8 protein-coding genes are annotated in these 12,586 nt (G+C 37.6%); 5 read left to right on the top strand and 3 right to left on the bottom strand.

The annotated features are described in order from the left end of the window. Positions 1–28: 28 nt before the first annotated feature. Positions 29–1,498 carry a CCA tRNA nucleotidyltransferase gene (locus ABVC65_RS02125; protein WP_353582496.1) on the bottom strand — a complete coding sequence of 490 codons (1,470 nt, stop codon included), beginning with the start codon at positions 1,496–1,498 and terminating at the stop codon, positions 29–31. A gap of 42 nt (positions 1,499–1,540) precedes the next feature. On the opposite strand from ABVC65_RS02125, the gene ABVC65_RS02120 reads away from it, so the two are divergent. The 5 genes from ABVC65_RS02120 (at position 1,541) to trxB (ending at position 10,090) form a co-directional block, all read left to right on the top strand. Beyond that, positions 1,541–2,305: an NUDIX domain-containing protein gene (locus ABVC65_RS02120; protein ID WP_004114048.1), complete on the top strand. Its 765-nt coding sequence runs from the start codon at positions 1,541–1,543 to the stop codon at positions 2,303–2,305. Continuing rightward, positions 2,298–4,718 carry a DUF6049 family protein gene (locus tag ABVC65_RS02115; protein ID WP_353582495.1) on the top strand — a complete coding sequence of 807 codons (2,421 nt, stop codon included), beginning with the start codon at positions 2,298–2,300 and terminating at the stop codon, positions 4,716–4,718. Before ABVC65_RS02120 ends, ABVC65_RS02115 begins: the two co-directional genes overlap by 8 nt. Continuing rightward, entirely contained in the window at positions 4,715–6,502 is a 1,788-nt protein-coding gene (murJ, locus tag ABVC65_RS02110) for a murein biosynthesis integral membrane protein MurJ (RefSeq protein WP_353582494.1), read from the top strand. The genes ABVC65_RS02115 and murJ overlap by 4 nt, the downstream gene beginning before the upstream one ends. A 125-nt stretch (positions 6,503–6,627) precedes the next feature. Beyond that, the gene (locus tag ABVC65_RS02105; RefSeq protein WP_353582493.1) at positions 6,628–9,111 is read left to right on the top strand and encodes a kinase; all 2,484 of its coding nucleotides are present in this window, start codon (positions 6,628–6,630) and stop codon (positions 9,109–9,111) included. A gap of 37 nt (positions 9,112–9,148) precedes the next feature. Next, positions 9,149–10,090 (top strand): thioredoxin-disulfide reductase, encoded by a 942-nt coding sequence (trxB, locus tag ABVC65_RS02100; RefSeq protein ID WP_353582492.1) that lies wholly within the window; start codon positions 9,149–9,151, stop codon positions 10,088–10,090. A gap of 88 nt (positions 10,091–10,178) precedes the next feature. On the opposite strand, the gene ABVC65_RS02095 is transcribed toward trxB, so the two are convergent. Then, on the bottom strand, positions 10,179–11,459 hold the full coding sequence (locus ABVC65_RS02095; protein ID WP_353582491.1) for a ParB/RepB/Spo0J family partition protein: 1,281 nt from the start codon (positions 11,457–11,459) through the stop codon (positions 10,179–10,181). After that, on the bottom strand, positions 11,456–12,409 hold the full coding sequence (locus ABVC65_RS02090) for a ParA family protein (RefSeq protein ID WP_353582490.1): 954 nt from the start codon (positions 12,407–12,409) through the stop codon (positions 11,456–11,458). The genes ABVC65_RS02095 and ABVC65_RS02090 overlap by 4 nt, the downstream gene beginning before the upstream one ends. Positions 12,410–12,586: the final 177 nt, after the last annotated feature.

The raw sequence follows: 12,586 nt of genomic DNA, 5'->3' as shown, positions 1-12,586 counted from the left end.
TTGAATGATAAAACTTTACTTATTTAAGCTATTTATTTAAGCTGGAATACCACTTCTTTAATTCTTCAACAGCAATATCGTGATCTACTGGACCGTTATCAAGGCGATAATCCAACATATGCTTATATGCTTTACCAACAATAGGACCAGGTTTCAAATCAAGCAATTGCATAATCTCATTGCCATCTAGATCTGGGCGAATCGCGTTAAAATCTTCCTGCTTTTTAAGCTCTTTAACTCGCTCTTCCATCTCATCCATAGCCTGCTCAAACATGAGCGATTTACGCTTGTTCTGTGTAGTTGCATCCGCGCGTGTTAGGCGATTTAATCTCTCATACAAGTGTCCTGAATCCTTAACATATCTGCGTACAGCAGAATCAGTCCAAGGCTCGTCAACATATCCATGGAATCGCAAATGCAGATTCACAAGCTCGCTTACATCATCAATAATATGGTGATCAAAATGAAGAGCTTTCATGCGTTTGCGAGTCATTTTAGCTCCAACAACATCATGATGATGGAAACTTACTTTTCCGCCTTCTTCAAATTTTCTAGTGCGAGGCTTGCCAATATCATGCAAAAGAGCAGCAAGTCTCAAAGTCAAATCAGGTCTAGGAACCGCACCTTCGTCATCTGTTTCCAAAGCTATTGCTCGTTCAAGAACCATCATTGTATGCTCAAAAACATCCTTATGCCTGTGATGTTCGTCAATTTCTAAGCGCAATGCAGGAATCTCTGGCAAAACCCTATCTGCAATACCAGACTCGACCATAGCTTCAATACCAGCACGAGGATTAGCAGAAAGCAGCATTTTTGTTATTTCATCGCGAACGCGCTCCGCAGAAACAATATCCAACCTAGAAACCATATCTAAAATAGCTTCTGCAGTATTTGCTTCAATAGAGAAACCAAGTTGAGCAACAAAACGAACAGCACGCATCATTCTTAAAGGATCATCGTCAAAAGATTGACGCGGATCTACCGGAGTACGCAGAATACCCTTTGCTAAATCATTCGCTCCACCGAATGGATCTACAAATTCCAAATCTGGAACACGCAAAGCCATTGCGTTCACAGTAAAATCACGCCTAGAAAGATCACCTTCCAAAGTATCGCCATATTTTACTTCTGGTTTCCTAGAATCTGGCTCATAATCATCACATCTGTATGTTGTTATCTCGACTTTTACTTCTGTTCCGTCTTTTCTGCGACGCACAGCTCCAAGCGTGCCAAATTTTCGACCCATATCCCAAAAGCCATCATGCCCCCAACTCCTAAGAATATGCTCAAATTCTTCTGGTTTGGCAGAAGTGCAAAAATCAAGATCGTGCGACGTTCTATGCAACAACATGTCTCGTACAGGACCCCCTACAAGAGCCAGCTCATAATTATGTTTAGCGAATAATCTACCCAACTCCATGGCTTCAGGCCAAACTTCAAAGTTCACAGACACGCTTGGAAACACCCTTTCAACAAAAATCAAACTATATTCCAGCATACCGTTACCCCAATGCACAGCGGATTGAGTAAGGTGGAGTGTATGGTTACCCCAGCAGACTTAAGACGCATGCTCGCCAGAGCCTCGGATAATCATGCCCAAAATACGCCAGATATTCGAGTTACACCACTTGATATCGCTAGGATGAAAAGCAAAATACAGCCTCAACAGGCAGAAGAAGACGAGTCAATTTTCGTTGATATTTCAAGCTTTTCGAGCGATTATCACGTTGAAAATATTCATGTTGATATAACGGAATCTCGCCAACAAATAACATCATTAGAAGCACCTTCTCCGGCTTTAATGCCTCAGAGAAGAGTTAACGACGGTCCTAAAACTTTTGCATCTTTAGATGCTCAAGACTTACCTATTGTGAGAGAATATTCCGCTGGAGGACTAGTTTTTGACACCCTCGGGCGTGTCGCGATTATAGCTCGTCATTCAAGAAGTGGACATATGGAATGGTGCTTGCCGAAGGGCCATATAGAAAAAGGCGAAACTCCTCAGCAAACAGCTGTTAGGGAAATTCATGAGGAAACTGGAATTCTTGGAGAAGTAGTGGATTCTATTGCTACTATTGACTACTGGTTTACTGGAACAAGTCAACGTGTGCATAAGCTAGTTCATCATTTTGCTTTGAAATATGTTAGTGGAGAACTATCTGTTCTTGGAGATCCAGACCATGAGGCAGAAGATGCAATTTGGGTGGACTTCAAAGAGCTTAACGATGTGTTAAGTTATCCTAATGAGCGCAAGATAGCGTGGATGTACGCTAAAAAGGCAAACAGGCGGTCTAATCGTGATTAATGTGATTGATTTTGCAAACAACCAATTACGGGGGTTACAAAAAGTCACTAATAAAATCGCCCGTAAAATGTTTTATTTTAAAAATCCTATTCAATTTTGTTTTAAATTTAGTATTACTTTAATTCTAGTAGTGCTTTCGCTTGTTATTACACCGCTTTATTGTGTTTCAAATACAGCTTTTGCTTACGAAGCATCGCAGAATACAAGCCATTCATCTAATGTAAATCAAGCTTCTGTAAAATATTACGAATCTTATAATTCCAAAGCTAAGGGCATTTCTTTACAAATAGTTAAATCAACTTCAATTCTTACAGACAAAAGCGGATACCATATAACTATTTTGCTTAAAAATACTGGTTCGCAAGATTTTCCAGATGGAAAAATTCAGGTTGCATTTAACCCTTGGTACACGTTTATGTCTAGTACTGATTTGCAAAAATGGAGTCAAGCCGAATCCAGAATCCCTACTCCTCAGCTAATTGGTGAAGTTAGCGTTCCAGCGCTTGCTCGTGGCAAATCTTATAACGCGCAAATTGATGTTGATTCAAGCAGCCCTAATCTTTCTAACATTCTTTATTGGGGACCAAAGCCTCTTTCTGTAACGTATTCTTCATCGGATTTTAAACATTATTCTTCTGTAAAATCGTTTGTAACACGAGCAAATATTGGCGTTAGAAACATACAAACACCTCCGATTAATGTCACATTGCTTATTCCTATAGTCGCTAAAGCGTCTGACTGGCGTTATGAAATTAACAAGAAGAATATTTCTCCTTCGATGAATATTCCACCTAGCGAATCTAATATTGCTTCTAAAGAGGAATCTAAAGTAGATACTAAAAAAGAAAATCCGGGCAAAACTAACACAAAAACGGTTGCTGGCGACTCTTCCCAAGTAAACAAAGATTTAAACCAATTTAAAGACAATAAAATAAGGTTAAGTAAAAAGAGCATAAAGCATATTGCTTCTTTGATATCTCTTGCACAAAAGCATCCTCGATTACAAACGATAGCAGATTTAAATACTCTTAAATCTTCTGGAATTAGCTTCACTCCTTCTGCATTTATGCAAAATAACGGTTTTGACATAAGTAAATATGCTGAAACAAGTAATTCTTCTTACTACCAATCATCTGGTATTGACGCTGAGTCTTGGAGTGAAGAATCGTCAATTCCAAAAGATCATACAGGTAAAGCGCAAAAATTCGAGTCATACGCTTTTCAAACAGGCGGAAAATGGACCTTAAAGGCACTAGAACAGGCTAAAAGCAATGGTTATAAGACCGTTGTGGCAACAAACGGATTTGATGCTTTAGCGCACCGTTTTGCAGTTAAGAATGGCGTGTATGACGTTCAGACTTCTTTTGGAAACGTAAAAGTGCTTTCCTCGCAAGAAACTCTTAGTGATTTGGCAAACGAAAAACCAACAAGTAGTAAGTCAACTGGCGAAAACACTAATGCTGGCAAACTAAACAGGATTGTTGCTCAAAGCGCGTTTTATCAGATGGAACAACCGTATTCTTCAAGACACTTGCTTATAACATTCCACCAAGATACTCCATCTTCTTATATCGATTCTGTTATAAGCAATTTGGAAAAATCTCCGTGGATTTCCCTGCTAGATTTAAGATCTTTATCTAACGCAAAATCTTTTTCTAAAGAATATCTTGGGTACAATCCAGTTCCTAAAGATAGTGCGATATCAAACGAATCTATAATCAATAGAAAGTCAATTCTAAATCAACTATCTTCAGATAGAGAAAATATTAAACAGTTCATAAGTAATATTCTTGACCACGGTGAATTAAATAATCATCACATTAATGAGTCAGATGTTCAATCTCTTGCAAAACAAAACGCAAAACTGAAAATTAACCAGAACAGTAATATTTGGAGTAAGAATCTTCTTAAACTTTTTGATGCTATGGCTCAACGAGAAGTAAACGATAGTAGACCAAATAATGTTGATTCTAAAGGCACTCATAATCTATCCAAAATTTTGATTTCTGGAATACATATTATTCCTCCAAAAGATGTAACGCTTGTAAGCGAAACAGCAACAATGCCGATTACAATCAGCAATACTAATCCGTACCCTGTTAGCGTATATCTTACTTCTTACACTAATTCGATGGAGATAGTAACTCCTAGAAAAACTCCAGTTAAGATTGCTGCAAATAGTGAAACACAAATTATTTTGCCACTTAGATCTACAACTTCTAGTAAAGTTAGAGCAATTTTCGGGCTAGAAGATAGAAGCCATCGCGCTTTCTACAATCATAAAGAAACAATGATTACAAGTACGCTGCAAATCAGCGATAAAAGCGGTACGATTATTATAATATTTGCCTTCGCGCTTGGAATTTTGGGGCTTTGGAGGCAGTTCCACCGTAAAAAGGATCCAGACGAATGAATTCAGTAGGCCGCAACTCAATCATAATGGCAAGCGGCACGGCAGCTTCAAGAATAACTGGTCAGGTTAGAACTATATTACTTGCTGCAGCCCTTGGCACTACAGGTCTAGCAGCTAATGCATATCAGGCTGGGTCTATGATCCCTCAGCTTATTTATACTCTTGTGTCTGGTGGAATTTTCAATGCTGTTTTAGTTCCACAAATCGTTAAAACTCTAGAAAAACAAGATGCAAAAGATAGGTTAAATAAGCTTATAACCTTTGCGATTATTCTGCTTTTAGGCGTAACCGCTTTAATGGCAATTGCCACACCTGTTTTAACATGGCTCTATGTTGGCTCAAACCAATCCATGATTGCTCTTACTAACGCTTTTACGTTATGGTGCATGCCTCAAATATTTTTCTATGGACTTTACACCGTGCTCGGTCAAGTTTTAGCCGCAAAAGGCAAGTTTGCAATGTACGCTTGGAGTTCCGTTGCAGCAAATATCGTCAGTTGCGTAGGCTTCGGCGTTTTTATTGCAATTTTTGGCAGAGCAAGCAGACAACCAGTGGGTTTTTGGAACAACACTACGATGCTTCTTACCGCAGGATTTTGGACTTTGGGTGTTGCAGCTCAGGCGCTTGTTTTATTTATTCCTCTTAGAAAGATCGGACTAAGATACAAACCAAGTTTCGGCATTAGCGGCATTGGCTTGCGTTCAATGGGCCCTGTTGCAGCATGGAGTTTTGCAATAGTGGCTGTTAGCCAGCTTTCTACAATGGCAACTACTCACATAACTACAAGTGCTCCTTCTGTAGCAGAAAAAACGTTGGGGTTAAGTCAATTTGATGTTGCTGGAAATGCTACTTTTCAAAATGCATACACAATGTTTATTCTTCCTTATTCGCTTATCGCCGTATCGGTTGCTACCGCTGTTTTTCCTAAAATTTCTAGATCAATAGCAAATCATGACTTATCAACAGTTCGTGTAGATTTAAGCTCTTGTCTTAGAAATGTAAGCATTTTAATGTACTTCTTTAGTGTTGCTTTTATTGTGATTCCAATGCCTATATCTTTGGCTCTTTTACCTTCAATCAGCATAAAAGAAGCGTATCTTATGGCAAATCCACTTATGATGCTTTCGCTTGGATTGCCTTTATCTAGCGCGTATTTAATTATTCAACGCACATTCTACGCTTTTGAAGACGGTAAACATCCGTTTATGTTTTGTGCAGCACAATTATTTGTGGAACTTATTATTGTATTTTCTTGCATACAATTCCTTCCGCCAAATTATTGGGTTACCGCTTTGGCTGCAGCCGCATCTTTTAGTTATATTCTCACTTTTCCTTCGCTTGTTAAAATGATTAGATCTCGTTTTAACAACGATTTAGACGATAAGCAGCTTGTTATTACGCATCTAAAGGTGCTTGCAGCTTCTATAGTGTCTATTCTTGTTGGAATTTTGTTTAGAGAATTTATTTACAGATGGATTTCTTTAGATTCGCCAAACCTTCATGGTGTTAGTCGTTGGTTGCTTGCGATTTTTGTTTGTGCAATTATCACCATTATTTTGGCGATTATTTACATATCTATTTTGTTACTTTTAAGAACAAGTGAACTGGCAGGTCTTATTAATCCAATTCTTAGAAGAATAGGCGTAAAACTGCCATTTTTGTTGAATCTTGAAAACCTCAATAAAAACAATTTAAATAATAAACAGACTAATCATAGTGAAAATAATAAGAATGCACATACTAGGATTATTAGATCGAAAATAAATCAACACAGTGAGCGATAATTAAATCAAGATAATTAAATGCAGTAACTCAGGGCGTTTCACTAGATTCTACAGTTACAATAATTTGTGGGATTTATTATGTAACGCATTATTATTCATTACTCATGTAGGAAGACGGGGAGTAGATGAAACCTCAGTTGGGAGATATTATACTTGATCGCTACGCTTTAGTATCACCTTTGCGCGAAGAAGCGGGTCTTCAAGCATGGCACGCTAGCGATCGTATACTTGCTCGCGATTGTCAACTTTTTATAGTACGCGATTCTCGTTTTCTTCCAGAAGTCAACACTATATCTTCTACTCTTGCTTTGTCTAGAATACGCAAATTTACGCCAGTTTTGAAGCTTCATCATATAGATGATGTCGCGATTATTATAACCGAGCTGGATTCTGGAGTAACTTTAAGCGATTATATGAAGCTACATAGTTCAACACTTAGCTATGAAGCAATACGTTCCATAGTTGCAGAAACAGCTAATGCGCTTAGTAAACTGTTAGCAGACGGAATAACACACTATGCTATTTCTACGAATACTGTAAGGCTTACTGATTCTGGAGTAGAACTGGCAGATGCTCCGATAAGCCCTCTTTTAAAAGATGTGACTATTAAAGATGAAGAGCCAAAAAAGTCAGCAGAAGATGGGGAATCTGCTGTAGAGTCTACCGATGAAGGTTCAGGTAATGACTTTAACTCTCCTAAAGCTCAAAATAAGAGCATAGAAAATATTGCTACGCATCAGCTTTCAGCATTGCTATATGCTCTACTAACTAGAACAAATTACACTCAGAATAATTCTGTATTTAATCTTTCTAGGCTTACAGATGGAGTTCCTAGTGAATTTTCTATGATTTGTAGAAGAGGACTTTCTTCTACAGAAGATTCCAATATTATACCTATGGCGTCAATAGGAGAGCTATTAGCATTACTTGGGTCTTATACTCCTGTTAGAAAACTTTCTGATAAAGATATTATTTTTGATAAAACTACAAGTAAAGCCTCCGTTCAAAATGCATTATTGCTTCCAGAAGACGATAAAAATCTTCTTGATTTTCCAGAAGGATTAGCTCAAAATGAGGATTTGCTAGAAAATCAATTATCAGAACAGGAGTCCAATAACAGTCTTGACTCTGTTGAGAAACTAAATGATAGTAAACAGGGTAAATCCAATAAAAATGTTGGTTTTACGGGCGGACTTTCTGCAGCAGGATCTGGTTTAAAAAATGCTGGAAGGACTATAGGAGCATTAAGCGCTCTTCTTAAAAGAAACAATAAGAACGATTTAGATAATAATTCAGATTCTTCTACAGAAACTGACTCTACTGGAACAGATTATGATTTCCATGATATTGCTGCCGCAGAAATGGCTAATATTTTAGCACCTACGGAACTTGATGCAGATGATTCTATATTCCACAACCTATCTTCCACATACACAAGTTTTCCTAGTTATTCAGAAAACAAGTCTTCTGATGCGCTAAATAATGAAGAAGCAGAAAAATATAACAATATAGAAAACGAATCAGATTCTAAAAACGATTATTCACAAAAAGATAATTTAGCTTCTCCGTTAATGCCTAGAAGATTTGATTTTGAAGACCTTCTCACAGATAACACTAAACACACAGAGCTGATGTCTAGACCACAAAGTTTACCTTTGGAAGCAGAATCAACAGGTAGGGTACCAGTTGTAGATAGTAATGGGCGTTTTATTGCTCCTGGAGAAGAATCTGCACGCGCTTTGCGCGAAGAAGAGTTGGAAAATGGCGACTATGAAGATTATGATGGCAGTTCTTTAAAGTCATCTTATTCTTCAATGCCTCCTAGTTTCCAGCCTCATGAGCGTCAGGAATCTCTGGAGTCCAAGAAGAATTCTGGGCAGAATGGCGTGGATATAGCAGACGCAAAAATTTTTGGCGGTATTTCAACGAAGGTTCTTGCAATCAGTGTTGTTGCAATATTGGTTGTAGTAGTATTCGCATTATCTTTGCATAGTCTTTTTAATTCTCATGATGCTCCTTCTAGTTTTACAAGATCCAACTCGTGGGATTCTCAAAGCGTAGAAAATGTTCCTTTTGGAAGTCAAGGTGTTCTTCCAGAAGATAAAAGTGATTCGCCTAAGAATAAGGCAAAATCTGACTCAAATTCTGTTTCTAAGGCTGATACAAACGCAAAGAAAGACAAATCAAATAAAGAAACCAAATCAAATAAAACTAAGCATAAAAAACTTAATAAGAATAAGAAGGTAAAGCAGGTTCCAAAACCTAAAATGCCTACTAACACTACGCCTTATCCTATAGATGTACAACAATTCTTGGATTACACGGCTAACCAGAGAGGTTATGGCTATTACATGCATTTGGCTCAACCTCAAGAAGCGTATCGTTTTGTTGTTTCAATTCGTTCTTCTGGAGGACATGGTTATTTGATCGCGAATTCTAAAAATGATCCTAGTGCTGGAGATAAAGTTGCTGATTTTACCTTTGATGCCAGTGGTGTAACAGATGTAAAGTTCAAAAAACCTATTACGGCACAAGACTTTATTTTGTGGGTTCCAGAGGACTCTATGCCTCAAAACAGCCTATACATTAATTACGTAAAAATTTACTAAATTTTATTAAGATTATTGGGAATATTAGGAATATTTTATGGAAAAACTAAACAAAAAAGTAATAATTATTGGCTCTGGTCCTGCGGGTTATACTGCAGCTTTGTATTTAGCGCGCGCAGGCTACACTCCTTTGGTCATTGCCGGAGCATTAACTCCTGGCGGACAACTCATGAACACTACAGAGGTTGAAAATTATCCAGGATTTGCAGATGGAATACTTGGACCAGATTTAATGGAAGCTATGCAAAAGCAAGCAGAAAAATTTGGAGCACAAATTATATTAAACGATGTCGTGTCTGTAGATTTTAAGGACGATTTGAAGACGGTTACGACAGACGACGGAAAAACTTATACAGCAAATGCAGTAATCATTTCTACCGGCTCTCAAGTGCGAAAATTGGGAGTTCCTGGAGAGCAAGAATACTCTGGACGAGGTGTTTCCTATTGTGCAACTTGTGATGGATTCTTCTTTAAAGGAAAACCAATCGTTGTAGTTGGCGGAGGCGATTCAGCTTTTGAAGAGGCATTGTTCCTAACTAGATTTGGTTCTTCTGTAACATTGATTCATAGGCGCGATTCGTTCCGTGCTTCTAAAATCATGATTGATAGAGCTCGCAAAAATGAGAAGATTAAATTTGTTTTGAACTCTGTTGTTCAATCAATAAATGGTTCCAACGAAGATGCTCAGTCTGTAACGGTAAAAAATGTTGTAACTGGAGAAACTCAAGATATTGAAGCATCTGGTATTTTCGTTGCTATTGGTCATCTACCATCAACCTCATTCTTAAATAACTCTATAGCTCTTAACGCAGATGGAACTATTTCAGTACAGGGTGCGTCTACTAAAACGTCTATTCCTGGTGTTTTTGCCGCAGGAGATGTGGTAGACAGCGTTTATAGACAGGCAATATCTGCAGCGGGAATGGGCTGCCGCGCTGCTCTTGATGCTCAAGCTTATTTAAATGATTTAAGCGAATAATAAATTATGTTCCACGTGAAACAAGAAGCCCAGAATTACTTTTAAAGTAATTCTGGGCTTTTCAGTTTATATCGCTAATCTTATATCGCTAATCTTTTTTGTTTACTAAAATGTCAAAAATCCTCTGCATTTCTTCTGGAGATGAAAATACAATTTCGATTCTTCCATGGTTTTCTGTGCCCTTAATTGCAACTTTTGTAGAGAATATATTCTCAAGTTGTTTTCGAATAGGCGAATGAGCCCACTTATTGTTTCTTTGAACCCTATTTCTCTTAGAAGACTCATCACTATTGTCCACTTTAATAGACACAATCTCTTCAGTACTTCTAACAGATAAGCCTTCTGCAATTATTCGTTTTGCCAATGATTCCATTTCTTCAGGTGTAGGCAAAGCAAGAAGTGCGCGAGCATGACCTGCAGAAAGCACACCAGATGCAACATGTTTTTGCACGCTAGCTGGAAGATTTAACAGACGTAAAGTATTTGCTATTTGTGGACGAGATTTAGACACAGATTTTGAAAGTTGAACCTGTGTTAATCCAAAATCATCAATCATCTGAGCATACGCTGCAGCTTCTTCTAAAGGATTTAAAGCAACTCTGTGCAAATTCTCCAAAAGAGCATCTCTAAGCATATTCTCATCAGAAGTTGTTCTAACAATTGCTGGGACTTTTTTAAGACCAGCTAATTGAGTTGCTCTCCATCTGCGCTCACCCATTATTAATTCGTAATGAGCATTATGCGTATCATCTTGATCTACGTTATTAATTTTTCGCACAACAATAGGCTGCAAAACTCCAACTTCTTTGATTGATGCAGCTAATTCTTGAAGCTCTTCTTCATCAAAAATCGTACGCGGTTGGTGAGCATTTGGAACAATATCAGTTGGATCTAAATATGCTAAATAACCACCTTCAACTGGTTTTAATTCTTTATTTTCTGCGTTGTGTTCTTCGTCAATTGTTTTATTAGAAATTTTCTTTTCTTCAATTTTTTGTTTTGAAGACACAAACGTTTTAGATGCAGAATCACCAAAGAAAAAGTCAATTGGTCTAGTTACATCGTCAATTGATGGCATAGAAGATCGCTTTGACGAATGCTTGTTTTTATTAGTAATCGGAGGCACTGTTTCACGTGAAACGGTGGCTTTTTGAACATTATTTTGACCTTCATGTGGAGAAATTGCTTTATCAATACTAGGAACCTTAGTTTCACGTGAAACATCGTTAAAAACATCTTTTTGTATTAATGTTTCATGTGAAACATTTTCATTATTTTTTGCCTCAGCATTAACAAGAGCATTTTCCCCAGGTAGTGCAGGAAATAGTGCCCCTAATCCTTTGCCTAAACGAGATTTAGTTGTACTCATTGTGCATTACCCTCTCTTTTAGCGTCAATCACAGCTAAAATAGCATCAGACTTATTTGCTATCTCTAACGCAGCTTCTCTATACGACACTGCTCCAGTTCCGTGTGGATCATAAGTTATAACACTTTGATTAAAACTTGGTGCTTCTGGTATTTTGACAGTCCTTGGAATGGTAGTATTTAAAACAATATTTGGATAATGGTTTTTAACTTCTTGGAATACTTCTCTACCAAGAAGAGTTCGTTTATCAAACATCGTTACTAACATTGTTGAAACAACCAACGTAGGATTGTAATGTTGTTGCACTAAGCCAATTGTCCTAATGAGTTGTCCTAATCCTTCTAGTGCATAATATTCCGCTTGGATTGGTATTAGCATTTCATGAGCAGCGCACATTGCATTAATTACTAAAAGACCTAGAGATGGTGGACAATCAATAAACACATAATCGTAGTGCTCATTATTATTATCGAGAAACTCATTAACTGCATTTTTAAGAAGATTATTTCGATCTTCCATCTGCGCAACTTCTAGTTCTGCTCCACTTAAATCAATAGAAGCAGGAACAACATCAAGTCCTTCAATATCTGGGCAAGTTTTCTTTACTTCAGAAATAGTTTTTCTTCCCTCGATAACATCATAAACAGAAGGATCTGCTGATGAATGAGGTATATTCATAGCTGTGGAAGCATTACCTTGAGGGTCCATGTCAATCAACAAAACTTTTGAACCACCAATAGCCATAGCTGCAGATAAATTTACAGCCGAACTGGTTTTGCCAACACCACCCTTTTGATTAGCAACAGCGATAAATCTCGTTTCTTTAGGCTTAGGAAAAACTACCCCATCAATGGCATGAAATCGGCTTGATATATTAGCCAATTCACTACCTAAGGAAGATCCAGAATCTCCAAAAATACGCTTAATTGTATCTTCAGCTGACTCCACCATAACTTCATCCACCCCCGACCACCTATGGGAAAATTACCATAATTCAACTAATTTAAACCTTAGTATTTTCAAGTTTCGTTTCTTCTATGGACATAAAACACAGCAAAAAGAGCACAAGTTTCACGTGAAACACGTGCTAAATATAAAAGAAAATAACGAAAAATAGAAAATAAAGTA

The sequence above is a fragment of the Gardnerella vaginalis genome, from assembly GCF_040427915.1.
GTDB classification, from domain to species: Bacteria; Actinomycetota; Actinomycetes; order Actinomycetales; family Bifidobacteriaceae; genus Bifidobacterium; species Bifidobacterium vaginale_C.
Note: the sequence above shows the minus strand (reverse complement) of the source record. Positions and strands in the feature narration are given on the sequence as shown.

What these genes read in the sequence shown, in the direction of transcription:
- ABVC65_RS02125 (WP_353582496.1), bottom strand. Translation starts at nt 1,498, where the DNA reads ATGCTGGAATATAGTTTGATTTTTGTTGAAAGGGTGTTTCCAAGCGTG.
- ABVC65_RS02120 (WP_004114048.1), top strand. Translation starts at nt 1,541, where the DNA reads ATGGTTACCCCAGCAGACTTAAGACGCATGCTCGCCAGAGCCTCGGAT.
- murJ (WP_353582494.1), top strand. Translation starts at nt 4,715, where the DNA reads ATGAATTCAGTAGGCCGCAACTCAATCATAATGGCAAGCGGCACGGCA.
- ABVC65_RS02105 (WP_353582493.1), top strand. Translation starts at nt 6,628, where the DNA reads ATGAAACCTCAGTTGGGAGATATTATACTTGATCGCTACGCTTTAGTA.
- trxB (WP_353582492.1), top strand. Translation starts at nt 9,149, where the DNA reads ATGGAAAAACTAAACAAAAAAGTAATAATTATTGGCTCTGGTCCTGCG.
- ABVC65_RS02095 (WP_353582491.1), bottom strand. Translation starts at nt 11,459, where the DNA reads ATGAGTACAACTAAATCTCGTTTAGGCAAAGGATTAGGGGCACTATTT.
- ABVC65_RS02090 (WP_353582490.1), bottom strand. Translation starts at nt 12,409, where the DNA reads ATGGTGGAGTCAGCTGAAGATACAATTAAGCGTATTTTTGGAGATTCT.